Origin of the sequence: Qipengyuania xiapuensis, from assembly GCF_019711395.1 — a bacterium.
Taxonomy (GTDB): Bacteria; Pseudomonadota; Alphaproteobacteria; order Sphingomonadales; family Sphingomonadaceae; genus Qipengyuania; species Qipengyuania xiapuensis.
This window is the reverse complement of the sequence record NZ_JAIGNL010000001.1, coordinates 1,379,454-1,405,296: the sequence shown is the minus strand read 5'-3', so window position 1 is coordinate 1,405,296 and position 25,843 is coordinate 1,379,454. Positions and strand designations below refer to the sequence as shown.

The following is a 25,843-nucleotide window of genomic DNA, read 5'->3' as shown; positions in this document are numbered from 1 at the left end:
GATAGTGGATATAGAAAAGGCCGCTCGCAGGCAGCCTTCACCGAAGCGCGCCCTTCGCCTTTTTGCCGGTTCAAGTCAAGGAAAAGCGCCCTATTCGGGCCGCTCTGCCACCAGTTCGCTGAAGCGGTCGATCTGGCATTTCGCGCCCGAGCGACTCATGATCCGGTCACGCTTCACGCACAGCTTCCCGTCATCGCTCCGCTCGACATAGAATCCGCGGTAGAAATCGCGCGGACTGCAACCCTTCTCGAGCCGTGCCACCATCATGCTGCGATCACGCATCAGCATCAGGAGATGGTCGCCTCGATCCGAAACCCCGCGGATGCGGGCGCTATCGAGGCACTTACCCGCCTTGCGTTCCACAAGTTGTGCAGGCGGCTGCTGTGCACGGGTGGCCTCCGCCGTCAGGTTCTGGCGAGCAGGACCGGGCGCGCGTGCGGGAGAAATCCGCAGGATTACGCGGCGTTCGATCCTGACCTGCTGGGAGGCCGGCGGCGCGATCCCATCGAGGATGGGAGACCATGCCGGCGCATCGGCCGACAACGGCAAAGCGGAGACATTGCGGTCCGAGGGGCGCGACTGCTGGGCAACCGGCTCTTCTGCCGGCTCTCCAGTCACCGACAATCCGAGACCGCCAAGAGGCAGTATCAGCGCTATCGGCGCGATGAAGGCGGCAAGACTGGGCATGTCGGGTGCGAAAAGCTCCTCATGGCCGCGCGAAGGATGCACGCGACGTTCGCTTGCCGCCTATGCCCCCGCTCAATTGAATATCGGCTTAATTGGTTTGCGGGGTTTGGCAAGAGGTGGCCATTCGATGCCCGAGTGTGGCATGGGCGCAACCATGAGCGATATCGATGCCTTCGCAGAGGCTGCCCTGCAACTCCTCGGCCCGCGTGGCTTCACGCGTGATGGCGACATCGTGGAGCCTTGGCTGTCCGACTGGCGCGGCCGCTACACTGGCAGGGCGATCGGCCTCGCCTCTCCTGCCTCCACGAGCGAAACCGCCGAACTGGTGAAGCTCTGCGCCCGTCATGGCATCCCGATCGTCCCCCAGGGTGGAAACAGCGGGATGTCGGGCGGCGCGACGCCGGACGACACCGGAACGGCTATGATCCTGTCGCTTCGCCGCATGGACCGGATCCTCTCGCTGGACCCCGACGCGATGCAGGTCACCTGCGAAGCGGGAGTTGTCCTGCAGAGCCTTCACGAGGCGGCCGCAGAGCATCGCCTGCGCTTTCCTCTGACCCTTGGCGGCAAGGGATCGGCCACGATCGGCGGTCTGATTTCCACGAATGCGGGCGGCACGCAGGTCCTGCGCCACGGGACGATGCGCGCGCAGGTCCTCGGCCTCGAGGCGGTGCTGGCAGACGGCAGCGTCCTCGACACGCTCACGCCGCTGAAGAAGGACAACCGCGGGTTCGACCTCAAGCAGATGCTGATCGGTTCGGAGGGAACGCTAGGCGTGGTTACGGCAGCAACCCTCCGTCTCCTTCCTGAGATCGGCGGAAGAGCGGTGATCTGGGCGGGCCTGCCGTCGGTCCAGCAGGCACGGCGCTTGTTGCTCCATTTCGAACGGGCCGCCGGGAACAGCCTCGAAGGCTTCGAAGTCCTTCCAAAGCAATGTCTCAAGGCCGTCCTCGACTATTTGCCGGATGCCCGAGCGCCGCTTGCGGGCGAGCACGAATGGCACGCGCTGATCGAGCTCGTGTCAGGCCCTGACGGCAGCGATGACTTGCCTGACTTTGCGCAGGGCATACTCGAAAGCGCCTTCGAGGACGGCTTGCTCGACGATGCCACCATCGCCGCCAACGACAGCCAGGCCGAAGCGTTCTGGCTGTTGCGCGATTCGATATCCCCCGCCGAACGTGCGATCGGCCCGGCAATGCAGCACGATATCTCGGTTCCCGTGAGCCGCATGGCCGATTTCGTGGCTGCCGCCCTCCCCGCGGTCGAACAGCGCTTTCCCGGCAGCAGCGCGCTTGCCTTCGGGCATTTGGGTGACGGCAATGTCCATTTCCACGTGCTCGCCCCCGGCGATGCGACGCCGGGTGAGTGGGAGGATGGCGAAGGCAAGCATATCAGCGCCTTCGTTCACGACCTCGTCACCGAGTGGGGCGGATCGATCAGCGCGGAGCACGGAATCGGGCAGATGAAACGCGACGAACTGGGCCGTCTGGGCGACCCTGTTTCACTCGCGCTGATGCGAAGCGTGAAGCAGGCACTCGACCCCCGGGGACTGTTCAACCCGGGCAAGCTCCTTCCGCTTGCGCAAACCGGCGTAAAACCCTAAAGCGCGCAGCTTCTGGCGTATGGGGTCGTCTGGGTCCTTCGCCTCACCCAATCCTGCTAATTTCTAAGATTTTCGGAGAGTATTCATGGCGAGCGCGCCGCAGCAGCCCCAACTGCCCCTGTTCTTCAACGACCTGATGCCGTTGAACAGCAACGATCACAAGAACTTCCGTACGCGTTCGCTGGACAGCGCGCCGTGGCTTTCCAAGGCGCATGCCATCCCGCTGACGGTCGATGAATTCGTGCAGTCGCAGCGTCACTTCCCGATCGTGTTCTCGAGCGGCGACAATCCGCTTCCGCTCGCCCTCATGGGCCTCAACGAAGGTGTGAACACCTTTGTCGACGACGCCGGCAAGGTGACCGAGCAGATCTATCTGCCGGCCTATATCCGTCGCTATCCCTTCATGCTCGCCAAGCTCTCGCAGGATGCGGACGAGCTTTCGCTGATGTTCGACCCGAGCAGCGGCGCAGTCGGCGAGTTCGAAGACGGCGAGCGCCTGTTCGACGACGAAGGCAAGCCCACCGACGCCACCAACCGCGTTCTGGAGTTCTGCCAGCATTTCGAAGGTGCCGCGCAGCGTACGCAGGCTTTCCTGACCGAACTGAAGGACAACGGCCTGCTGATGGCCGGCGAAGTCGCCATCCAGCGCGAAGGCGTTGAACAGCCCTACATCTATCGCGGTTTCCAGATGGTCGACCAGGAAAAGCTGCGCGAACTCAGCGACGAGAAGGTGCTCGAGTGGAACAAGAACGGCATCCTTATGCTGATCCACGCGCACATTTACTCGCTCGAGCTGATGCGCACGATTTTCGCGCGCCAGACCAGCCAGGGCAAGGCTCCGCAGCCCGAAGCCGCAGCCTGATTTCTGCCGGCACCGCCGGACAGAACCTAAAAGTGGCAGAATCGCGCTCTACCGGCCGATTCTGCCACTTTTTGCATGCTTGAAAGCAAACACCATCGACACCATCTAGATCATGCCGGCGGCGCTCCCCTCATGGCCTGCCGGCAGGATGCACGAAAGTGCATCTCCTCCCTGAACCTTGGCCACCTCGTGCAAACTGCACGGGGTGGTTTTTTCGTGGGTTTTCGGACTACTCGGCCGCCTGCGCCAGCTGCTCGCCGCGACCAATCTCGACCACCTCGCCAGCCAGCCTGCAAACAAGGCCCGACAACAGCTTGGCGATCGCAGGATGCCTCGCACTAGGCGTCTCGAGGCGGGCATCGAGATAGGTGCTCCGGCACACTTCGATCTGCATCGCGTGTATCCCGCGAAGCGGCGCACCGTGACGATCGAGGACATAGCCACCTGAATAGGGGCGGTTGTGCGCGACCGCCCTGCCCTCGCCGCCAAGATGATTGAGCGCACTGGCGATCAGACGCGAATCGCAGCTTGCCCCGAAACGGTCCCCAATCACGAATTCTGCAGTCCGCTCTTCAGGATGTCTGCGGCGTAGCGGAGGCATCGAATGGAGGTCGATAAGGAGCGCCGCCCCCCAATGGTCGCGTAGCGCCTCCAGAGTACTACCCAAGGCCTGGTGGTAGGGCCGGTGAACTGTCTCGATCCGCTCGTCTAGATCCGCCCTTTCCAGCTTGCGCTTCCATATCTCGCCAAGCCCGGGCAGCCGGCGCGGAACCAGCCCCAGACCGCTGCGTGCTCGCCGGTTTGCAAGCGAGTGGCGCATGCGGACGGCCTTCTTTCCCTGAACCATCGTCCAGTCGACGTCGTCAGGCGCACGGTTAAGATCGATGACCGCGCGCGGCGTATTCGCCACAAGAAGAGAAGCACCCGTCTCTTTCGCGATATCATGAGCGAGCCCGTCGACATGGCGATCTTCGAGACGGGTGAGGCAATTTGGGTCGCGGAGGTTGGCGAGAATTTCGTCCGAGTAGTCCCGCCCCCCGTGAGGTGCGGCTATCAGCACCGGTACTGCCGGAGAATCGGTAACTGATAGGCTGAAACTCGAATTCGGCATTTTGCCCCAATCTCGTTGGAATAAGCCACGAATCGGCGCAAGAGCGCCAGATTTTCCCCTGCCTTGCCCGGAATGCTGCCGCCTCAAATTCTCCGTGTCAAAGAAAGTGGTCTCGATTAGGGACATTGGTGAACGGAACGGAAGATTTGTTAAGTCATTTCAGCTATGGACGCCCGTATGAGTGAGCTGCACCAGAAACGAATCCTGCTGGCCGAAGACGACGAGGCCATGCGCACCTACCTCGAGCGCGCGCTCGAGAATGCCGGTTATTCGGTCGACGCCGTCGATCGCGGTACAGCCGCCCTCCCGCTGCTCGAGGACGAGCGTTACGATCTCCTGCTTTCCGACATCGTGATGCCGGAAATGGACGGAATCGAACTGGCGCAGCGTTGCAACGAGATCAGCCCGGCGACGAAGGTTATGTTCATTACCGGCTTTGCCGCAGTCACTCTCAAGGCGAGCCGCGAGCAGCCGAACGCCAAGGTTCTTTCCAAGCCGTTCCACCTTCGCGACCTCGTTCTGGAGGTCGAAAGGGTGCTGGAAGACAAGGTCAGCGCGCAGCTCTGACGAATTCCGCAAGATTGCCTCTTGCGCGCCTTTCGTGCCCTCGCTAAAGGGCGCGCCTGCCGCACAAAACGGCTTGTTCGATAGCGTGGGCGTATAGCTCAGTGGTAGAGCACTATGTTGACATCGTAGGGGTCCCAAGTTCGAACCTTGGTACGCCCACCATCGAACGAAAAACCCGCCTCTCCGGCGGGTTTTTTTGTAACTGACATCGATGTGAAGCCCGTCCGACTTGCGTCAGGAGGGCTTGCCCCAGGGCAGCTCCCGTCCGAGCAGAGCCTCTAGCCTGCGCGTGTCCTCGGAGAAGATGCTGGCATATTTGGCGCGGTCCTCGGCGCTCAGCACCATTCGCTCGCCAGTGTTCATTTCCTGCAGCTTGCGCTTAACGGCCGCGCCAATACCGCGCGGGACGACTTTCTTGGCGAAGGTCGCCAGCGGGCTGGCGTCCAAGGCCCGGGCGACCAGTCGCGACTTGGGCAGTCCGGAGCGATTGAATTCACCTTCCAGGTCGAGATCTGATCTTGGAGCCACACCGATGAACTCCTGGATCGACATGACCGTACCAAGCGTATCCTCGCGCATCTCGCTTGCGAGGATCACCTTCACGTTGTCGCGTCCGAAAGTGTCGAAATAGCGTTCGACCGAATCCGCGCTCATGGCAGAACGGCGGTAGAGCCACATGTCGCCCCACCCCTGCGCAAACCGGCTGTCCTCGGCTGCCAAGGCCGCTTCGAAATCGAGATCCTCGCGCGCGGCGCGGCGCAAATGCATGTACTGCGAATACATGCGGTCCACCGGGTCGCGCAGCATGATGATGATGCGGACATCGCCGAGCAGATCCTTGATCCGCGAAGGTGCCGAGGGCGAATTCAGGTAGGACGGCGAAATGTCGCCGCTGATCGCGTTGTCGGGGACCGCGGAGAACAGAGCGCGATACTCTTCCTCGCTGCGGATGATGTCCTCGAGCACGTAACGCATGCCCGGGCCATTGGGCCTCTCCAGCAGGTCTTCCGACGAGAAGAAGTGCAGTTCCTTCTGCTCGGTCAGGAAGATGTCGGGATGGCCCTTGAGATAGTGATAGAGCGAGGTGGTCCCGCACTTTGCTGCTCCGACACATACGAAGCCGGGCAGTTTCGTTCCGCTCATTGTTTTCTCATCGTTCCTGTCTTGCGCGCTCGGCGCTTCGATACTTCTAATGGCCGGCGGTAGTCAGCCCGCAGACCTGGCTTTCCAGGTCATGTATTTCATCCGCAGCATGGCATGCATGGCCAGCCGCGAGATCGGCCGGTCGCGATAGGTCTTGTCGATGAACACGCGAAGACCGTCGAATTTGAGATCCACGACCTTGCGCGATGCCTTCACGCTCTTGCCCCAACCGAACTCGTGGATCACCGGTGTGACATTTGCTTTCTTGACCTTCCAGCCATTCCGCGATGCGCGCAGACACAGCTCCTCGTCCTCGCCGTACATGAAGATGTCCGGATCGAAGGCATGGCCGGCTTCTTCGATGGCGGCATCGCGGATGATCATGGCGGCGCCGCACACCCAGTCGACGTCCTCTGCAGGAGGTTGCTCTATGTCCGTGCTTCCACCCTCAGCATGGGTCGCGACGAAGGTGCGACCAAGACGGTGCTTGCCAAGCACGCGCGCAGCCAAACCCTCGGGGTTACCCTCCACCAACTTCTTCACCAGAGCACCGATACCCAGACCCTGCAGGGCCCACTTCAGCGGTGTGCTGGCCGAATATGCGGAGGTTTGAGGGCTGAAATCGGGAAACACCAGCGGCAGTCCCACAATACCCAGCTTCGGATCGGCATCGAACAGGTCGATTGCTGGATCGAGGACATTCGCCTGCAGGTAGGCATCGGCGTTGTGGCAATAATAGAACCGCGCCGGCGCGTGCTCGAAGCCGGCATTGTTGCCCCGCCCGAAGCCCACATTCTCCGGCAGGCAAACCAGCTCCACCTGAGGGAATTCGGCGCGCACGATGCTCGCAGTCTCATCTGAGGACGCATTGTCGACCACGACGATACGATGCGAGCGGCGAGGCCGGTTTTCCAGCACGCTGGTCAGGCACCGCCGGATGAACTCCTGCGAGTTGTAGGTGACGATGACTATGGAAATGTCCGTCTTCACCGGGCGTCCTCGCGCGATAGCCTCGCCCGGGTGACGAGTGCGGTGAGCCAGGCGGCGAGAATGTAGAACAGCGGGTGTAGTGTGAAGATCGACAGGACAGCCATGAAGCCCGCACCGAAGAGGCAACCGAGCCAGAGGCCGATTGCAAGGCTGTCCATGCCCTGAGCGGCGAGACGTGCCCGCGTGATCCCCTTCAACAGTACGTCCTTCCCCTGAGCAAGGATTGCCGCGATTAGCGCAAGGAAGGCAAAGAAGGTGGTGAAACCGGAGCTGAGGAGCACCGACAGGAACCAGTTGTCCACCGTCGAGAGGTTCTCGCGCCAGAGCCGCATCGCCCCGACACCGCCTCGCATACCGTCCGTGATGGCTGCAATGGCTCCCGGTCCCGGACCATAGCCAAACCATGGCTTGGCCTGGATCCCGATCATCCCGTTCCTGATCTGCGCCGAACGCACCCCGGATTCGAACAGGCTGGTTCCCGATATCTGCTGGGCGACATAGATTGCCAGGCCGATTGCGATCGGGCCTAACAGCAGGGCAACACCACGCGATGTGAAGGTCGTCGCTCCGGTATTGAACCGGATCGGCCGCAGCATCGACCAGATTCCGAGCTCCAGGACCATCAGGACCACGAGTGTTCGCGACCCGGTCGAAAGGCCCATCAAGATCAGCGCCAGTACCGCCGCGACCCGGACAAAAGGACGAAGTCCCACGCTGGAGAAGAGCAGCACCGGCAGGATCATCACAACCATGTGGGCAAGCGTGAGCGGATGCTCGAAGGTCCCTTTGACGCGCAGCAGCCCGCTTCGAACGATCGCTTGGTTGTTGATGGCCGTACCCGCTCCTTCCGGGGCGAGCGAAGTGAGGAAGTTCTGTCCGAAGGCCAGTTCAACCAGAACGATCAGTAAGATGAAAAAGATCGACAGTGCAAAGATCACCCCGATCTGACGCCGCAAATCGAAATGCAGGAAGAGCGAGAAGAAAACCAGGAACACGAAGAGCTGCGAAGCGATCTCGTTGACAACGAACAGCACCGAAACCGGAAAGGGCGAGAAGAGCGCCGAGATGAAACGGAGCATGAAATACGCCGTCAAAGTGACCGCTACGAGCGCTCTTTGCCGAAGCAGTACATTCGATCCTCGGAAGAACATTTGCGCACTGCCGCGATCGATCAGCGAGGCCGCCAACAACACCAGCAGGAACCTTTCTGCATTCAGCTGTGCATTGGGCGCCAGTTCCGGCCCGATGTAGAAGGGCACCACCAGCAGCGCAGCCAGGAATATGAGGGCGATTCTGGTCATCAGCCGATAGAATTCCGGACACCTTGCAGGGCCAGCTCGCTCCGGCACAATTCGTGCGATGAAAGCTTGAGAATTACGTTCACTGTCCCTGCCCTGACCCGATTGGCGAAGCCTTTGCGGACCTCGCGATAACGAGCGATGAGATAGTGAAGCTGCTGGCCCAGACGAAGGCCGAGACAGCAATAGCCATCGCTCCTCCGACGAAGCCATATCGCGGAGCAAGGTAGAAACAAAGCGCGAGGAACACCGCAATGTTGCCGCAGTTCAGCATAAAGCGGACGGTCTGGCGCCCAGCGGCAACAATCCAGATCGAAGGGCCGAGCAACCAGAGCCTGAACAGGATCGCCAGGGACAGCCAGAATGCCATCGCCTTGGTCCCCTCGAAACCGTCTCCGTAAAGGATGTCGACCGCCAGCGGGAATGCAAAGTAGAACACCAGCGATATAACCATTCCGAGGGCAGTCGTGCTGGCAGCGATCGTCAGGAGGCTCTTGAGGTCGAGGCCTGCCTTGCGCTCCTTGGCGCTGAGAATGGGGAGGAACACGTTGTTGGTGATCTGGTTCACGGCCAGTGCGACCAGCAGGAGCTTTTGCCCTGCCTGATACAGGCCCAGTCCCGCGTTTGAGACAAACAGTGACAGGACCAGGACATCGACGAAGCCGAAGGAGCGTGTGACCCAGATATCCGCCGCGTAGCTTATCCCACCGCGCACTTCACCGATCACATGCGATGCCGAACTCGCCTCTGAGACAATTCGGCTTCTTGCCCGGAATGCACGCCAGCTGAGAGTGAAATAGATAGCTCCAAGGACGATGAAGAGCGCGAAGTATGCCAGCGGCTGATCGTTCTCCGAAAGATAGAGAAGCACCGCAAGCGCTGCGGCCGTCCCGTTCGCCGCGAGCAGGTTCGTACTGTCGACCTTGTGCTCACCCATGGCGCGCAAGCATGAGCCGAAGAATGCTCCGAAACTGACAAGCACAATGCCGGTCCAGATGACACCCATCAGGGCTAGCTCGATCCCCATCACCAGGCAAACGACGAGGTTGATGAGGCTCGCAAGGATCAACAGGGCGAATTTCGTCTTGAGCACCCGTGAAGGGAGTCCACCGAACTTCTCGGTATAGACGTAAAAGTCCTTCAGGAAGCGCTGCGGATAGCCGAAGTCGACCACCAGCCCCAAGACGCTGGCGGTTGCATAGATCACCGCGAAGCGGCCGAAGTCTGCCGCACCGAATGCCCGTGCGATGATCAGGAAGATGAACGCATTGCCCAGCAGCGAAGCGAAGAGGCCTGCACCGCTGCTGAAGAACTTTCCAAGGTGAAGATGGCGCGTCAACGGGATGTTCCGAGGTGGCTTTTCAGACAGGCACGACTGTCGAGGAGAGCTTGTCGTCAAGCCGCTGCGCCAGCTCGCCGTTGAGATCAAGGGCAAGTGTCACCTCATCCTCATCGAGCAAGGTCTTCCAGTAGTCCGTGATGCTCTTCGCGTCGCGATTAGCGATGTGCGCCTTCTGCGGCAGCGGCTCCTGCGATGGGACAGTCATCTCGGACTCGGCCTTTTCGAGGGCAACCGGAAGTCCGGTAATCCGGTGAAGCCTTTCGCTGACCTCGTCGGCGCTGAATAGCAGGTCGTCGTTTCTCACCACATGCACCGGTTCACCATCGTCGAGCCAACGTAGGAGCGCTAGGTTCAAGAGATGCCACATCAACGCACCGGTTTCAGTGGGCGTTGAGGCATCCTGGCAGCGGATGAGCAATCCCGGGTCGATATCGTATCCCGCTTCGCCCATTCGTTTCGACAGGTCACCCACTGGGGCAAGCCAGTCCATGCGCTTGAAGCTGCCCACGAGACTGAGATGGTTCCTCACAGTCACGATGACCGGCATTCCTCGCCGAGCAAGATGCGGGGCACAGAAAAACGCGAACGGATCCTTCCAGATCAGATGCGTCACCAGGGGCACGAAATTGGCCCCTGCCATGCTCATATTGGTGCGATTGAGGTAGGGATTCCGCTGCTTCAAGAGCGACTTACGCAGCCGGAGCCGACCGGTCTCTATCCGCTCGACCAGGTCATCGAGCGCTGCTTTGGAAAAGCCCCCTGCACCCGGAACTTCGAACTGGTTTCTTATCGCCTTGTCACCGACGAAAGCATTCATCGGCTCGTAAATCTCGCGATGCCGCCACGAGGTACGCAGGGCATTGCCGACAACGGTTGTGCCCGAGCGCGGAGCTCCCGTGACTAGGACGATCTGGCGCTTGCTCACCGGACGAGCAGCCGCTGGAGATAGGCGCCATAGTCGGTCTTGCCGAAGAGTTTCGCACGCTCGCGAAGCTGAACTTCGTCGATCCAACCGTTGTCGAAAGCGATCTCTTCGGGACTACCGACCAGCATGCCCTGCCGCAGCGAGAGCGTACGCACGAAATTTCCGGCATCGAGCAGCGAACCGTGCGTGCCCGTGTCGAGCCATGCGAAACCGCGTCCCATTGTCTCGACCGAGAGAGTACCCTCGCCAAGATAGGTTTCGAGCAGCGAGGTGATCTCGAGTTCACCGCGCGCGGAGGGCTTGATTTCCTTGGCACGCCTCGGCGCATCACCGTCGAGGAAATAGAGGCCGGTGACCGCATAGTTCGACGGCGGGTCGGAAGGTTTTTCGATAATCTGGTTCGCCTGCCCGTTCGCGTCGAAACCGACAACGCCGTAATGCTGGGGTTCTGCCACATGGTAGCCGAAGACCGTGCCTCCATCGGCGCGTTCGTCGGCAGACTTGAGCATCTTGGGGAGGTCGTGACCGAAGAAGATGTTGTCGCCCAGGACCATGACCGACGGAGCACCATCGAGGAAATCCTCGGCGAGCAGATAGGCCTGCGCCAGCCCGTCGGGCGAAGGTTGTTCGATATACTCGAAACTCATCCCCCACTGCGAGCCGTCGCCCAGCAGCCGGCGGAACTGCGCCTGGTCTTCCGGCGTGGTAATGATCGCCACTTCCCTGACGCCTGCCAGCATGACGATTGACAGCGGATAGAAGATCATGGGCTTGTCGTAGATCGGCATGAGCTGCTTTGAGACGGCCATGGTCAACGGATAGAGCCGCGTGCCCGAACCGCCTGCCAGGATGATGCCCTTGCGCTGGGTCATGATGCTGCGAATTCCTCGATTATCGGTTTCAGGTAGAGCCGCCAGTCGGGCCGTTCCAGGCCAAGGCGCTCGAGGCTGGAGCAATCCAGCCTGCTGTTCAATGGACGTTTCGCCGGCGTTGGGAACTCGGCGCTCGGAATGTCGGCAACCTCTACATCCATCCCGGCCTGCGCGAAAATCTCGCGCGCGAAGTCTGCCCAGCTTACATCCGGCGCTCCGGAGAGATGGTAGGTGCCGCAAAGGGCCTTGTCCGCAGTAATCGCCGCAAGCGAACGTACGCAGGCTTCTGCGATGGCCGCAGCAGGTGTCGGGCCGCCGATCTGGTCCGCGACTATCCGGAGGCTGTCGCGCTCGCTCCCCAACCGCAACATCGTCTTCACGAAGTTGTTGCCGTGGGGTGAGAACACCCAGCTCGTGCGGATGATGGCATGACCGGCGCCGCTCGCGCGAACGGCGGCCTCGCCCGCCGCCTTGGTCCGGCCGTATGCATTGGGAGGAGCGATCTCATCGCCCGGCTGGTGAAAATGATCCCCCTCGCCTGCGAAGACATAGTCGGTGGAGATATGGATCAGCGGGATCCCGGCTTCGGCGCAGGCGGCAGCGATAGCGCCCGGCGCTTCTCCGTTCACGAGCGAGGCGAGTTCTTCCTCGTCCTCAGCCTTGTCGACTGCGGTGTAGGCGGCGGCATTGATGACGCCGGCGGGTTTCAGCTTTCGAACAAGTGCAGCGCATTCATCGGGACGCGACAGGTCCGCTTCGCTACGGGCAGCGAAATGTGCATCGGGCAGCATCGGTGCGAGCTCGCGTGCAACCTGACCTGTTTTGCCGAAGACGAGAATCATGCCTTGGTGCCGAGCCTTTCGCCCACACCCTTGCGGTCCAGAAGCGCCTGCCACCAGACCTCGTTGTCGAGATACCAGCGAACCGTACGCTCCAGGCCTTCCTCGACCGTCACCGAGGGGCGCCAGCCAAGTTCGTCACGAATACGGCTCGGGTCGATCGCATAGCGCTGGTCGTGTCCCGGACGGTCGGCAACGAACTCGATCTGGTCGAGATAGGAGCCATCCGCCTTGGGCCGGACCTCATCGAGAATGGTGAGCAGCGTGCGGACGAGCTCGAGGTTGGTGCGCTCGTTCTCGCCGCCGATATTGTAGCTGCGACCGATCTTCCCTTCCTGCACCACCAATAGGAGGGCGTCGGCGTGGTCTTCAACGAAGAGCCAGTCACGTACGTTGTCACCCTTGCCGTAGATCGGGATGGGCTTGCCTGACAGCGCGTTGATGATGACGACAGGGACCAGTTTCTCCGGGAAGTGGAAAGGCCCGTAGTTGTTCGAGCAATTGGTGATGACGACGGGGAGGCCATAGGTCTCGTGCCATGCGCGTACGAGGTGGTCAGCCGACGCCTTGCTCGCAGAATAGGGCGAGCGAGGATCATAGGCCGTCGTCTCGGTGAACAGGCCCTCTTCGCCAAGCGAGCCGTAGACCTCGTCGGTCGAGATGTGATGGAACCGGAAGCTTTCCGGCTTGCCCGCATCGATCCAGTATCCGCGTGCAGCCTCCAGCATGTTGAAGGTACCGGTGATATTGGTTTCGATGAAGTCGCTCGGCCCGTCGATCGAACGGTCGACGTGGCTCTCTGCCGCAAGATGCATGACCGCATCGGGCGCGTACTCGCGAAACACCTCGTCGAGCTTGGCACGATCGCGGATGTCGGCGTGAACGAAGTGATAGCGCGGATTGTCCGCCACCGCGGCGACGTTTTCCTGGCAGGCCGCATAGGTAAGCGCGTCGAGGTTGATGACCTCGTGACCGCGCGCGATCGCCAGCCTGACCACTGCAGACCCGATGAACCCGCTCCCTCCCGTAACCAGAATTTTCACGGTTCAGTCCTCGTATTTGAAAGGGGTTTCGAATTCGGCGAAGGGGATGGCGGCCCGGTCCTTGTCGGAAAGGGTCGGTTCCAGATCGCCCATCGGCCAATCGATGCCGACACTGTCCCAGCGGACCGCGCCATCGCACTCGGGCGCGTAGTGATCGGTGCACTTGTAGATGATTTCGCTATCGGGCTCCAAGGTCGCAAACCCGTGGAGGAAACCCACAGGAACCCATAGTTGCCTGCCATTTTCATAGCTCAGCTCCGTGCCGAACCACTTTCCGTAGGTTGGCGAGCCCTTGCGTACATCCACTGCCACATCGAAAATACTGCCCCGGCCGCAGCGGACCAGCTTGCCCTGTGCGTGCGGAGGGGACTGGTAGTGCAGCCCGCGTACCGTGCCGGCATCAACCGACATCGAATGGTTATCCTGCACGAAAGCAGGCAGTTCGAGTCCTGCATTGCACAAAGTCTTCGCATTCCAGCTCTCGCTGAAAAACCCGCGCGCATCGCCGTGGCGAGGCGGGGTGATCTGGAAAACTCCGGGAAGAGGAGTTGCTTCAATCATCAGCCGTCCAATTTCAGAATTCGAGAACAAGAAGCTCCGGCGAACATCCGGATCAGTGCGCGCGTCTAGGTTATAGCTTGGTCAGTTTCAAATCCGCCACGCGCCCCCGCCTTGCGTTCAGGGCTATGAATTGCATGGGGCATCCCTCGGGCACGATGAATTCGTAGACACCCGCTTCGTCCGATTGATCGGGAAGAAATGGGCCACTGTCCCTGTTTCCGCATCGCATGATGAGGCTTGTCTCCCCCGTCTCGCGTGAAACGGAGGGGCGCTGGTCGTCCGATTGCAGGCGGAAACGGTGCCTACCCGGCTCGAGGAGTGCAAACCGGGAAGCAACGAGACGGGCTGCCGGCGAGCGGTTGACCACGGTCACTGCATCATCATCCCGCCCCGGGCGCGTCGAAACGCCGCGACCGCGCTGGAATTGCCATGCGAAGGGCCCCGCTTCCTCATCGCTGTAGACGAAACCATAATCGTTGATCTCGGCTAGTGTACCGCAACCGGCGGTCCAGCTTTCCAGAGCGAGGTCCGCTTCGCCTTGAATAAGCAGGTGACGCCCGATGCGGGAGACCTCTTCGCAAGGAACTTGGTAGTCGAGTTCGCTCGCATGGATAATCGCGCGCGCCGCATCCGGCGCAAGGGTGCGATCGCGCTCCACCAGCTGCGTCATCTGGAACGAAAGCCGCGGGCTATCGGCAAATCTTGCGGCGAATTCCTGACGCGCGCTCTCGACTTCGAGCACCTGGCGCGCAGCAGCGATCTGGATTTCCCACTCGTCGCGGCCACGCATCAGCGCCTCGAGCCGCTGTGCCGCAGCCGCGCCATTGTCGTTCGCGACAGCTGAAGCCAGCACCATGATCTGTGTGTAGCGATCCCGCCAGCCACGCTGCGCTGCCAGTGTAAGGGCTGCACCACCCTCCTCCGGACGGTCGTTCTCGACAAGGTAGTATGCCCGCAGGCTGAGGTGCGAAGACGGGACCGGTCGATGCCGCAGGAGCGAGGTCGTGGCGAGATCGGCCAGCTCGGGATTGCTCGTCGCAAATTGTTGCGCGCGCTCACGATCCGCCTCGCCGCCAAGCCCCATCGGGACATAGGCAGTAAGCGCCGGACGCTCGGCGGACGCCCGGTCCAGCTGGAACAGGCCGATTATTCCGCCAAGCAGCAGGAACAGGCCGATCCGTACAAGCAAGCTGGCTGTCCGGCCTTGCACGATATCAATCCTTCTTCGTGCTTTCGTACGTGTAGTAATCGGCCGCATAGTACTCGTATTCGCCGCCCAGCTTGCGGGCATCGAACTTGGTGAGAACCGCGCCGATCAGATTGGTCTTCACGAGCGAGAGCCTGCGCAGCGATGCCTTGATCGCGCCGCGATTGGCGCTCGAGGAATCGATCACCATCAAGAGCGCATCGACATGGGCCGCGAGCGTTGTCGCATCGGCAAGCCCAAGGACCGGCGGCGCGTCAAAGACGATGCAATCGTACTTGCCGCGCATTTCCTCCAGCAGCTGGTCGAAACGCTCCGACACGAACAACGCAGCCGGGTTCGGCGGGATAGGCAGTGCCGTCATGTAGTGCAGGTTCGGTTCGCCCGAAGGGAAGACCACGTTCTCGAAGCGGTTCTCGCCTGCAAGGATGGTGGTGAAGCCTTCGCGCTCGAGATCGCCGGTCCGCTTGTGCAGCGTGGGACGGCGCAAGTCGGCATCGATAAGCAGCGTCGAACGGCCAAGCTCGGCAATTCCGCGAGCCAGTTCGTGCGACGTCGTGGTCTTGCCCTCGCCAGGTTGCGAGCTGGTGATCGCAATGGTTTCGGGAATTCCGTTCGCGCTGCTGTACCGGATGTTGGTGAGCAGGGAACGATAGGCCTCGCTCATCGGGGACTTGGGATCCTCGAGCTCTTCCTCCGGAGTTTCCTCGATGGTCTTGGGCACCAGTCCCAGCAGCGAGACGCCCAGCTTGCGCTCGACATCGTCGGGCGAGCGGATCACGTCGTCGAAGTGGTCGCGCAGGAACACGAAGCCCGAAGCCGCCACCACGCCGCCCAACAATGCGATGATCATGTTGATCAGCGGATTGGGATAGCTCGGCTCGCGCGGCGTCTCGGCAAGGTCGACCAACGAAACGTTGTTGGAAGAAGCACCGGCAGTCGCGTTCAACTCGTTGAAGCGCGTGAGCAGCGTGTTGTAGAGCGCGCGGTCGGTTTCGGCGACGCGCTTCAACACGTTGTACTGGACACCGCGATCCTGTTCGTCGAGCGCGGCCGAACGCAGGCTGTCGACCTGGCCGGAGATCACGTTTTCCTGTTCGAGCGCGGATTCGTACTGGAGCTCGACCGAGCTCTTGATCGACCGTGCCACTGCGTCGATCTGCGCGTCGATCTCGGCGACGCGGGCTTCCAGCGCCTTCACGTTGGGGTGATCTTCGAGGTGACGCGAACGTTCAGCGGCGAGAGCCGACTCTGCTTGGCTCTTTTCCGCCAGAAGCGATTGTACTGCATTGTTCTGCAGAACCTGCGGAATCGCCATGAGCGGCTGGTTCGAAATGCTCTCCCAGCTCTGCTGCGCGGCGATCCTGCGCGCCGTCGCGAGGCTCGCAGCCTCGTTGATCTGCTGCAACGCATCGTTGGTGATGGAGAGCGTCGTCTCCTGGTCCGCGTTCTGACCCTGCCCGGTGACACGGATCAGGCCGGCGGCGCGCGAATACTGGTTCAGGTCGCGCTCGCTCTGCTCGAGCTTGGCGCGCGCATCGGCGAGCTGTTGGCCGAGATAGTCACGCGCATAGGCCGAACTGTCGAACTTGCGGGACAGATTGCTGGCGATGTAGCTCTCTGCCATTGCATTCGAGATCGTGGCGGCCAGCTGGGGATCCGCGCTCCTGAAGGACACCGAGATGATGCGGCTGTCGAGCGGAAGCGTCACGTTCAGATTTTCCTGGAGGATGTCGATTGCGACTTCCTCGCGGAATTCAGGAAGTGCCCGCTCGGCATTCACGCCTTCGGGAAGATCGCCCTCCGAGGGGAGTTCGGCGCCCTGCGATGCGAAGAACTCTTCGCTTTCAGACAGGTTCTCCTGCTCGACGACCCGCCGCGCCAGCGATCGGCTGCGGATGATGTCGATCTGCGTTTGCAGGAAGCGGTCTGCATCCTGGTAGGCAGCCGTGGGGAGCGTCTCGGCGCCCTCGATAATCTGTTCCGATTCAAGCTCGACGAGCACGCGCGACGTCGCGACATATTGCGGCACGACAAGAACAGTGAACAAAGCACCGGCCACAAGCGCGCCGCCAACAATCAGGCAGACCCACAGCAGGTTACGACGGAATGCCGAAATGATCGCGCGCAGATCGACATCCATCGAAGTCGCATCACCCTGCCCCATGGCAGAGTCCGACCGGGTCTTGGCATCGACATCGGCGAGCGCCGGCGATTGGGAAAGAATGTTCACGTCAGAACCTTGTGAAGAGGTTTAGGATCGGCGCTGCACGAAGGAAGTCCTGATAGACTCCGCGCACTGCAGAATAGCCGACCACGATGCGGTCCCCCCCGAGAACTTCGGGATCGTCCGCACGACCTTCGCGGATGTGCTTGAGATTGAAAACGGCGCCGTAACGTTCGCCGTCGATCTCACGGAAAATGATGACTTCATCGTCGACCGCGGTGTTGGTGATGCCTTGCGCTCTCGCAATCGATTCAAGGAGCGAGGAAGTGCCGGCGATCTCGTAGACGCCCGGCGCCGCGACCATGCCGTCGACCGTGACGCGCTGCGCCGCCGATGATACGACGCCGACGACAACCTGCGGGTCGCGGATATAGCGCGATCCGAGGCCAGCCTCGAGCTCGCGGCTGAGTTCGATCGGGGTCTTGCCCTCGGCAACCACCTCACCGACGAAAGGAAAGTTCAGCGTGCCGGCAGAGTTCACCGAGATCTGGTCGAAGGTGAGTTCGGGTTCCTGGAAGACGCGGACCGAAAGAACGTCGAGCACGCCGATGCGGTATTCGCTCACCTCTTCGCGGTCGCCTGCAGCAGGCATGACACGATAGGCGTCCTCGCCCCTCGGCAAATCGGCGGACGGCGAGAAGCATCCGGCCAGAAACAAGGGTGCGCCAAGAACGCACAGTTTCAGAAATTTAAGTCGCATTACGATCCCTCTTCGCGGGCTCCCTGCCAACCATCACAGCTATGAGCAAGCCCGCAATGCAAAGCATTGCCTGATTTCTGAGGGGGTAATCGATCAAAGATTGCGCAGCGATGCACAGGAAGCCGATTGCTGCAGCCTGCACCACCGGCCAGTGCTTGTTATTGCGCGCTGCAAAAACCTTGATCGCGAGCCAAAGGCCCCATGCCGCAACGAGGAGGAGCCCGAAAATGCCGGCTTCGATCGCAATCTCCATATAGTCGTTATGGGCACGGCCAGCCTGCCCGGCCAATACGTATTCAAGGGATTCGTCGACGGGGAACACATCCCTGAAAGTGCCCAGACCGCTTCCGAAAGGGAAGAATCGCTCGATGGATACGAGACTGTCCGTCCAGATTTCGGGTCGATGATCCTCCAGAGTGGCAAATCGCGAAGCTGTCGCGCCCAACCTGCTGTTCTGTGTGAATAGCAACGCCATCCCGCCGAGCGAGACGACAGCCGCGGCTGCGACTGCCATTCGGACCTTGCCACCGAAGCGGGCTAGCTTGTTCCAACCGATCCAGCCCGCAAGCGCCAACGGCAACAGCAGCAGTGCGGTCGACGAACGCGAGTTGGTGAGAACAGCGCCAAGGGCGAAGATCGCGCCGCTACCCCAGAAGAATGGCCGCAAGGCTGGGGTCGCGAGCGATGAACGCGCCGCACCGATAGCTGCACACAGGGCGATCACGAAAAACAGCCCGCTGGAGTTATGATTGGCGAAGAACCCGTAGAGCCGGCCCCCATCGCGTACGGGATAGGGATTGAGTGCATTCTGCGGCGCGAACAATTGGAGCGCTCCGAATGCGAAATTGAGCCAGCCAAGCACGACGATAAGAAGAAGCGCCGCCTCGGCAGCCCCTTCCTTGCCCCATGGATAGAGAAGCAGGATGGCAAGAACCGGCACCAACGACGCCATGGCGACCAAGGTTCGCCCGTAATCGACGCTCAGCGGAAACCACGCAGCCGATTGCCCGATAAGTTCGAGGCTTTCAGCGACCAGGTCCCTGCCCGGAAGCGCTTGCCACAACGCAGGAGGGAGCGGGACGATCTGCAGAAGCGGGAGAAGGAACGAGCAGACAACCAGAAGGCGAAGGCCGCGAGGCATATCGCCAAGGCTCTTTCGGAAGTGCGGGATTGCAAAAGCCATCGCGCCAAGCGCGGCGATCTGCACGAGCAGGTTCGCAAGGGCATAGCGACTACCCCCGCCTCCCATCACGAACGCAAAGAACGCGAGGGCCAGCAACACCACCCCAAGCTGCCCTGGCGCTTGCCTTAGGTTCAGCAGCTCAGCGTCGGCGCTCTTGCGCTTGTGACTGCGACTGCGTCCAGCGGAATACCCCATCTACCGTCTTTCCCACAAACGCATGGCACAATAGAAAAATCCCGCCGATCATCAAGGATCGGCGGGACTTTAAATCTAGCAGTCGAGTGTCTTACGAACCCGGCGACAGATCGTCGTCGTCGTCGTCGACAGCTGCGATGATACCGATGATCACAGCGACAGCTGCGATGATTGCAACGATGGTAGCGGTGCCGCCAGCTTCGCTACGGCTCTCAGCGCCTTCCGAAGCGCGGCTGACTGCCGACATCTTCACCGGCTGAACCGAAACGACTTCGGCGTCAGCAGCGCGGGTACCTGCGTTGGCAACCATCGGGGTGGCGACCATTGCCATTGCACCGGCACCGGCCATGATACGTCCGAGCGTCTTCTTGATCATAAGGTACTCCTAGTAATTATTATTCTGAGAACTCTGAGTGGTGGCTAGCAACATCTCTTGAACCACGCAACCACGAAAAGCCTAACAAAAAGCATCAGTTGTTCGCTATATCGCTGATTAGACACAGTTCATCCAGATCAGCGAAATGTTGTTGCACAGAAGCAACAGCTCGCATTCGTATTCTAAAAGGCATTCTCGTGCAGCATCACCCTCGCGGTCGCCAACACGATCTTAATGTCTGTGACCAGTGACCAGTTCCCAATATATTCCAGATCGGCATTTAGCCGTGATTTCAAATGGCTCTCGCTCTCGGTGGCGCCGCGGTGGCCGCGAACTTGGGCAAGGCCAGTGAGGCCCGGCTTGAGCGAATGGCGCTGCCAGTATTTGTCGTCGACTTCCCAGAACAGCTTCTTTTCCGCGAGCGAACCAAGGGCGTGCGGCCGTGGCCCGACAATGCTCATTTCGTTGCGCAGCACATTGAAAAGCTGGGGCAACTCATCAATCGAAGTCTTGCGAATGAAGCGCCCTATACGCGTTACGCGATCGTCCGACCTCGACGTCGACCTTGCACCGTCGTGATCAAGTCCGTCGATCCGCATCGAGCGGAACTTGAACATCCTGAAAATGCAATTGCCTCTTCCCATTCTCGGCTGAACGAAGAGAACCGGTCCGCCGTCCTCGAGCTTGATCAGGATCGCAGTGATGATCATCACCGGGCTCAGCAGGACGAGTGCAGCGGTACAAACGACCACGTCGAAAGCACGCTTCAAAAGGCGTGAACGCAGACTGAGGGGCCCCGTCGACACGACCAGGAAGGACTGCCCATCCTCGCGATTGAGCGAGATTGCGCCCAGCTCCTGTATCACTTCCGAGATGACTTCGCCGCGCACGCCAGCCGCACGCAGGATCTCGGCCCAGTAAGCGCGGCGATCGGCCGTACAGCTCACGATGACACGGTCCATACCCCTGATCACGCGCCCGATCTCGTCGAGGCTGGAGGGATCGGAACGGGCCCCCTCGATGTTCATCGTCCCCGTGTTGATGGTGACGGTACGCTTCGCATTCACAGGCGGGCCACCATCGAGAATGACGAGCGTGGAAACGACGCTCTCGCCGTAAACGCGGCGCAGGAGCTTGTGCAGCGCCGCCCTTGTCATCGCCATCATCGCGAAACCGAAGATCAGTGCCAGCGAAAGCATGACGCGCGAGAATGCCTGAGCCGCCTTTGCATAGAAGATCATCACCATGCACAGGATAGCGGATATCGCGAGGGCTGCGCCCAGCCGGGTGATCGAATAGCGAAAGTCGTCCAGTGACCTGAGCGAATAGCACCTCTGGTAGAAGGCGATCGCTGCGAATACCGGTATGAAGGCATAGGCCATGTTGAGGGCGAAAGGCATCGGCCAGACCCCCCGGTAGATACCCCCTGCCAGCACGAACGCGGCCAGCAGAGCCGCCATATCGGTGACGAAGAGCAGCAGGTAGAGCTGGAGGCGACGTTGCTCCATAATCGGCCGGGAACCGGACTTCTGCTCTGTTTCCATTAACATTCTATACGATCCAACTTCTTGGAATATCGAAAACTTTTCCAGAGTTCGGAGCTTTGCGAGCGACCGCGTTCCCCATGGAACCAAGCCCCGCCCTTACTCCCAAAGGGGCGAAAATAACAAGCCTGCACTTGGTCGACCTTGTCCCAGCGGGTGTCTCTGCTAAAGCGCCGCCAACTTCATTCGAACTGACAGGAAACCCATGGCCAAGATCAAGGTAGCCAACCCGGTCGTCGAACTCGACGGCGACGAAATGACCAAAATCATCTGGAAGTGGATCCGCGAACGGCTGATCCTTCCCTATCTCGATGTAGACCTCAAATATTACGATCTCTCTATCGAGAAGCGCGACGAGACCGACGACCAGATCACCATCGATGCGGCCAACGCGATCAAGGAACACGGCGTCGGCGTTAAGTGCGCCACGATCACGCCCGACGAAGCGCGCGTCGAGGAATTCGACCTCAAGAAGATGTGGCGTTCGCCCAACGGCACGATCCGTAACATCCTCGGCGGCGTGGTCTTCCGCGAGCCGATCGTCATCGACAACGTGCCGCGTCTCGTCCCGGGCTGGACCGATCCCATCGTGGTCGGCCGTCACGCCTTCGGTGACCAGTACCGTGCCACCGACACGCTGATCCCGGGCGCCGGGAAGCTGCGCCTCGTCTTCGAAGGCGAAAACGGCGAGAACATCGATCTCGACGTGTTCGAATTCCAGAGCCCCGGCGTCGCCATGGCGATGTACAACCTCGACGACAGCATCCGTGACTTCGCGCGCGCCAGCTTCGCTTACGGCCTCGACCGCAAGTGGCCGGTGTACCTGTCGACCAAGAACACCATCCTCAAGAAGTACGACGGCCGCTTCAAGGACCTGTTCCAGGAAGTGTTCGACGCCGAATACAAGGCCGAGTTCGAGAAGCACGGCCTCACCTACGAACACCGCCTGATCGACGACATGGTCGCAGCAGCGCTCAAGTGGAACGGCAAGTTCGTCTGGGCCTGCAAGAACTACGACGGCGACGTGCAGTCGGACATCGTCGCGCAGGGTTTCGGCTCGCTCGGCCTGATGACCTCGGTCCTGATGACGCCCGATGGCAAGACCGTCGAAGCGGAAGCTGCCCACGGCACCGTTACTCGCCACTATCGCCAGCACCAGCAGGGCAAGGCGACCTCGACCAATCCGATCGCCAGCATCTTCGCCTGGACGCGCGGCCTCATGTATCGCGGCAAGTTCGACAACACGCCCGACGTGGTGAAGTTCGCCGAAACGCTCGAGCAGGTCTGCATCAAGACCGTCGAGAGCGGCAAGATGACCAAGGACCTCGCGCTGCTTATCGGCCCGGACCAGAGCTGGATGACCACCGAGCAGTTCTTCGAAGCCATCGTCGAAGGCCTCGAAGCAGAAATGGCGAATTGGGGCTGAAACTTCAGCACATCTGGGGCATTACCCAGATAAGCCAGATCACCGGGGTCGGCGAAAGCCGGCCCCGTTTTCGTTTGGGGTCGACACATTTAGACGGGGTTTGAATGGCCAAGCAGCCAGCAAAGAAGCGCACCACACGCCGCAAGGGTTCGGAAAAGTTCGGGCAGAAGCGGCTCGACGTGCGCAACGCGATGATCAAGGACATCCCGGGCATCGCGAACCTCGTGCGCCGCGTCTACGAAGACATGCCCGCCTATACGCACGGCGAAATCCGCGGCCAGATCAACAATTTCAAGGAAGGCTGCTTCGTCGCCCTGCTCGACGACGAGGTCGTGGGCTATTGCGCGACCATGCAGGTCGCCGAGGCCCTCGCCTTCCAGGACCACGACTGGGACGAGATCACCGGCAACGGTTACGGCAGCCGCCACGATCCGACCGGCGACTGGCTCTACGGCTACGAGATGTGCGTCGACCCCAAGGTGCGCGGCGTGCGCATCGGGCGGCGCTTGTACGAAGAGCGCCGTGCGCTGGCAGAAGAGCGCGACCTCACCGGTATCGTCTTCGCCGGCCGCATGCCGAACTACCGCCGCTTCCGCCGCCGCGTGGAAGGGCCGCAAGATTACCTCGAGAAAGTTGTCGAAGGTAAGCTGCACGACCCCGTGCTGCGCTTCCAGCTGGCAAACGGCTTCGAGCCGGAGCGGATCATCGAGGGCTATCTGCCCGAGGACAAGGCCAGCATGGCCAATGCCGTGATGATGGTCTGGCGCAACCCTTACGTGGAACGCGACCAGCCGGTGAAGAAGCGCATCCCGCGCGGCGTGGAGGCGGTGCGCGTCGCGACATGTCAGCTGCAGGCTCGCCAAGTGGCCGACTATGAAGAGTTCATGCGCCACGTCACATATTTCGTAGACGTTGCAAGCGATTACGAGTCAGACTTCATTGTCTTTCCCGAGCTCTTCACCTTGATGCTGCTGAGCTTCGAGGAGAAGGAGCTCTCTCCAGTCGAGGCGATCGAGCGCCTGTCGGAATACACCCCTCGCCTGCGCGACGACATCTCCGAAATGGCGATGCGCTACAACATCAACATCATTGCCGGCAGCCACCCGACGCGCATGGATGACGGCGACATCCACAATGTCGCCTATGTCTGCCTGCGCGACGGCTCGGTCCATGCACAGGAAAAGATCCACCCCACTCCCAACGAGCGGTACTGGTGGAACATCAAGGGCGGCGACAAGGTCGAAGTGATCCAGACCGACTGCGGACCGATCGGGGTGCAGATCTGCTACGACAGCGAATTCCCCGAGCTCAGCCGCCGTCTTGCCGACGAGGGCGCGCGCATCATCTTCGTGCCCTTCTGCACCGACAGCCGTCAGGGTTACCTTCGAGTGCGCTACTGCGGACAGGCGCGCGCAATCGAGAACCAATGCTTCGTCGTGCTCTCGGGCAATGTCGGCAACCTGCCGAACGTGGGAAACATGGACATCCAGTATGCCCAGAGCTGCATCCTGACGCCTTGTGACTTCCCCTTCGCCCGTGACGGTATTGCCGCGGAATCGACCGAGAATGTCGAAACGCTCACTATCAGCGACGTGAACCTCGCCGACCTGCAGTGGGCCCGCGCCGAAGGCACCGTCAGGAACCTCGCCGACCGGCGCTTCGATCTTTACCGGATCGAGTGGGACGAGGACGGCAAACACCCCGGCAAACCGCGCCCGCGCCGCGAACCGCTCGGCCCGGCACATCCCGGCGGAGGCTGAACCGGGACACCGTGAGGGTTTAAGCGGTGGTTCAGTGCCATCTGCGAAAATTGCCGCAATGCAAATGAATCGCAGATCATTCCTCAATGCCGCGAGTACGGCGACACTCGCATGCGCTTCGGGCATGGCGACCCCGTCACTCGCACGAGGCAGCTCTACGCTCGATGCCCTCGCCCGAAGGAAAGGCCTGACCTTCGGTATCGCCACCAGCCATCTCGAGCTGGCCAACCCGCAACTCGCCCGCCTGCTGGCCGCCAGTGCTTCCGTTACGCTTGCCCGCAACGAAATGAAGTGGAAGCGGATCGAGAAGGTCGAAGGACAGCGCGACTACAGCCGGGCACGCGTGGTTGCCGACTTTGCAGCCAATAACGGGTTGTCTCTGCGCGGACATAATGTCGTCTGGAACATGGACGTCTTCCTGCCACCTTGGCTTGTGGAGATAGGCCAGGGCCCTCCTGCCGCAGCCCGCAAGGCGGTCGCAAGGCACATGTGGCATCACGGGCATCGCCTTGCGAAGGCATTCCCCGAAGTCGGCTCGTGGGACGTCGTGAACGAGGCGATCAATCCGTTCAGCGGAAAGCTGCGCAACTCGGTGCTCACCCGCCTCTTCGGCGAGGGGGTCTTCGATCTGTCTTTCAGGATCATGCGGCAAAAATCACCCGGTACCCAGCTCGTCTACAACGATGTCGTCGACTGGCGAGAAGACTCCATGCACCGTACGGCCCTGCTGCGGACGGTCGAGGGCGCGCTGAAGCGCTCGGTGCCCATCGATGCCATCGGCATCCAGAGCCATCTCGGACCGAATCTGGGCAAGCCGATCGATGTCGCTGCCTGGTCATCATTCCTCGACGATCTTTCGGATTTCGGGCTGCCGGTTCTGCTGACCGAACTCGATTGCGACGACCGTAACCTGGGGCGCATCGACCCGACGAAACGCGATCGTATTCTTGCAGACGAAGTGCGGCGTTACCTCGATGTCACGCTCGATAGCCGCAACGTGCGTGAAGTGATTTCGTGGATGAGCCTCGATTTCGACATGCGCCGGTTCTGGCATGGAAAACAGCGTCCAAAATGGATTCCTGAAGAGCAGAATTTCGTTGGCGGCGTATTCGACGGGAATTTGCAAAGAACACCTGTCCACCACGCAATCGAGGCTGCATTTAGAAGCGCTCCCGAACGCTAACCGAAATCCATTGCCATGATGTCGCCGCTCTTTCCGTCCACGGGAGGGGGCGCTCCGACTATTAACTATGGTGAAAGCGGGGACTTTTAATTACTGCTATGCAGGATTCGGCATGTCGGGATTTGCCGTTTCTATCGACCAGGGGTCTTCAAAATGTTCGCTGCCAATTCAACACGTGCGCTTGAAATTGTCGAGGCCGACA

General features: G+C 60.7%; 23 protein-coding genes and 1 tRNA gene. 7 read left to right on the top strand and 17 right to left on the bottom strand.

Annotated features, from left to right (window positions below; translation table 11 throughout):
* Positions 1-90: 90 nt before the first annotated feature.
* A complete protein-coding gene (locus tag K3163_RS07115; protein ID WP_221553630.1) occupies positions 91-687 on the bottom strand; it encodes a hypothetical protein in 597 nt (198 codons plus the stop codon).
* 154 nt (positions 688-841) lie between these two features.
* On the opposite strand from K3163_RS07115, the gene K3163_RS07110 reads away from it, so the two are divergent.
* Together K3163_RS07110 and K3163_RS07105 are read left to right on the top strand one after the other, a co-directional pair.
* On the top strand, positions 842-2,290 hold the full coding sequence (locus K3163_RS07110; protein ID WP_221553629.1) for an FAD-binding oxidoreductase: 1,449 nt from the start codon (positions 842-844) through the stop codon (positions 2,288-2,290).
* Positions 2,291-2,375: 85 nt separating this feature from the next.
* Positions 2,376-3,152, top strand: a complete 777-nt coding sequence (locus K3163_RS07105) for a SapC family protein (RefSeq protein ID WP_221428564.1) — start codon at positions 2,376-2,378, stop codon at positions 3,150-3,152.
* Positions 3,153-3,381: 229 nt separating this feature from the next.
* Here the strand turns inward: K3163_RS07105 and K3163_RS07100 are convergent, their stop codons facing one another.
* Complete coding sequence (locus K3163_RS07100; RefSeq protein WP_247710116.1) at positions 3,382-4,212, bottom strand: N-formylglutamate amidohydrolase; 831 nt, start codon at positions 4,210-4,212, stop codon at positions 3,382-3,384.
* Between the two features lie 228 nt (positions 4,213-4,440).
* Here K3163_RS07100 and cpdR point away from each other — a divergent pair, with 228 nt between their 5' ends.
* The gene (gene cpdR, locus K3163_RS07095) at positions 4,441-4,830 is read left to right on the top strand and encodes a cell cycle two-component system response regulator CpdR (RefSeq protein ID WP_221428566.1); all 390 of its coding nucleotides are present in this window, start codon (positions 4,441-4,443) and stop codon (positions 4,828-4,830) included.
* An 87-nt stretch (positions 4,831-4,917) separates the two neighbouring features.
* Positions 4,918-4,992: transfer RNA gene (locus K3163_RS07090), tRNA-Val, on the top strand.
* 72 nt (positions 4,993-5,064) lie between these two features.
* Here K3163_RS07090 and K3163_RS07085 read toward each other — a convergent pair.
* From K3163_RS07085 to K3163_RS07015, 15 genes are all read right to left on the bottom strand, one after another.
* Complete coding sequence (locus K3163_RS07085; RefSeq protein ID WP_221553628.1) at positions 5,065-5,973, bottom strand: sulfotransferase family protein; 909 nt, start codon at positions 5,971-5,973, stop codon at positions 5,065-5,067.
* 63 nt (positions 5,974-6,036) lie between these two features.
* Complete coding sequence (locus tag K3163_RS07080; protein WP_221553627.1) at positions 6,037-6,963, bottom strand: glycosyltransferase family 2 protein; 927 nt, start codon at positions 6,961-6,963, stop codon at positions 6,037-6,039.
* Positions 6,960-8,264, bottom strand: a complete 1,305-nt coding sequence (locus K3163_RS07075; protein WP_221553626.1) for a hypothetical protein — start codon at positions 8,262-8,264, stop codon at positions 6,960-6,962. The genes K3163_RS07080 and K3163_RS07075 overlap by 4 nt, the downstream gene beginning before the upstream one ends.
* Positions 8,265-8,343: 79 nt before the next feature.
* Entirely contained in the window at positions 8,344-9,600 is a 1,257-nt protein-coding gene (locus K3163_RS07070) for a lipopolysaccharide biosynthesis protein (RefSeq protein WP_221553625.1), read from the bottom strand.
* A 22-nt stretch (positions 9,601-9,622) separates the two neighbouring features.
* Positions 9,623-10,528: a hypothetical protein gene (locus K3163_RS07065; RefSeq protein ID WP_221553624.1), complete on the bottom strand. Its 906-nt coding sequence runs from the start codon at positions 10,526-10,528 to the stop codon at positions 9,623-9,625.
* Positions 10,525-11,400, bottom strand: a complete 876-nt coding sequence (gene rfbA, locus K3163_RS07060) for a glucose-1-phosphate thymidylyltransferase RfbA (RefSeq protein ID WP_221553623.1) — start codon at positions 11,398-11,400, stop codon at positions 10,525-10,527. The genes K3163_RS07065 and rfbA overlap by 4 nt, the downstream gene beginning before the upstream one ends.
* Positions 11,397-12,242 carry a dTDP-4-dehydrorhamnose reductase gene (gene rfbD, locus K3163_RS07055; protein ID WP_221553622.1) on the bottom strand — a complete coding sequence of 282 codons (846 nt, stop codon included), beginning with the start codon at positions 12,240-12,242 and terminating at the stop codon, positions 11,397-11,399. The genes rfbA and rfbD overlap by 4 nt, the downstream gene beginning before the upstream one ends.
* Positions 12,239-13,282 (bottom strand): dTDP-glucose 4,6-dehydratase, encoded by a 1,044-nt coding sequence (rfbB, locus tag K3163_RS07050; RefSeq protein WP_221553621.1) that lies wholly within the window; start codon positions 13,280-13,282, stop codon positions 12,239-12,241. Before rfbB ends, rfbD begins: the two co-directional genes overlap by 4 nt.
* A gap of 3 nt (positions 13,283-13,285) precedes the next feature.
* On the bottom strand, positions 13,286-13,843 hold the full coding sequence (gene rfbC, locus K3163_RS07045) for a dTDP-4-dehydrorhamnose 3,5-epimerase (protein ID WP_221553620.1): 558 nt from the start codon (positions 13,841-13,843) through the stop codon (positions 13,286-13,288).
* A 70-nt stretch (positions 13,844-13,913) separates the two neighbouring features.
* Positions 13,914-15,053, bottom strand: coding sequence for a hypothetical protein (locus K3163_RS07040; RefSeq protein WP_221553619.1), 1,140 nt, complete (start codon positions 15,051-15,053; stop codon positions 13,914-13,916).
* A gap of 4 nt (positions 15,054-15,057) precedes the next feature.
* The gene (locus K3163_RS07035; protein ID WP_345719711.1) at positions 15,058-17,280 is read right to left on the bottom strand and encodes a GumC family protein; all 2,223 of its coding nucleotides are present in this window, start codon (positions 17,278-17,280) and stop codon (positions 15,058-15,060) included.
* A gap of 1 nt (position 17,281) precedes the next feature.
* Positions 17,282-17,866 (bottom strand): polysaccharide biosynthesis/export family protein, encoded by a 585-nt coding sequence (locus tag K3163_RS07030; protein WP_247710118.1) that lies wholly within the window; start codon positions 17,864-17,866, stop codon positions 17,282-17,284.
* A 97-nt stretch (positions 17,867-17,963) separates the two neighbouring features.
* The gene (locus K3163_RS07025; protein ID WP_221553618.1) at positions 17,964-19,352 is read right to left on the bottom strand and encodes an O-antigen ligase family protein; all 1,389 of its coding nucleotides are present in this window, start codon (positions 19,350-19,352) and stop codon (positions 17,964-17,966) included.
* 91 nt (positions 19,353-19,443) lie between these two features.
* Positions 19,444-19,728 carry a hypothetical protein gene (locus tag K3163_RS07020; protein WP_221428579.1) on the bottom strand — a complete coding sequence of 95 codons (285 nt, stop codon included), beginning with the start codon at positions 19,726-19,728 and terminating at the stop codon, positions 19,444-19,446.
* Positions 19,729-19,910: 182 nt separating this feature from the next.
* Positions 19,911-21,236, bottom strand: a complete 1,326-nt coding sequence (locus K3163_RS07015) for an exopolysaccharide biosynthesis polyprenyl glycosylphosphotransferase (protein ID WP_247712484.1) — start codon at positions 21,234-21,236, stop codon at positions 19,911-19,913.
* A gap of 241 nt (positions 21,237-21,477) precedes the next feature.
* Between K3163_RS07015 and K3163_RS07010 the strand changes: the two genes are divergently transcribed.
* From K3163_RS07010 to K3163_RS07000, 3 genes are all read left to right on the top strand, one after another.
* Positions 21,478-22,698 carry an NADP-dependent isocitrate dehydrogenase gene (locus K3163_RS07010; RefSeq protein ID WP_221428580.1) on the top strand — a complete coding sequence of 407 codons (1,221 nt, stop codon included), beginning with the start codon at positions 21,478-21,480 and terminating at the stop codon, positions 22,696-22,698.
* A gap of 104 nt (positions 22,699-22,802) precedes the next feature.
* Positions 22,803-24,458 carry a bifunctional GNAT family N-acetyltransferase/carbon-nitrogen hydrolase family protein gene (locus K3163_RS07005; protein ID WP_221428581.1) on the top strand — a complete coding sequence of 552 codons (1,656 nt, stop codon included), beginning with the start codon at positions 22,803-22,805 and terminating at the stop codon, positions 24,456-24,458.
* A gap of 64 nt (positions 24,459-24,522) precedes the next feature.
* The gene (locus tag K3163_RS07000) at positions 24,523-25,641 is read left to right on the top strand and encodes an endo-1,4-beta-xylanase (RefSeq protein ID WP_221553617.1); all 1,119 of its coding nucleotides are present in this window, start codon (positions 24,523-24,525) and stop codon (positions 25,639-25,641) included.
* Positions 25,642-25,843 lie beyond the last annotated feature (202 nt).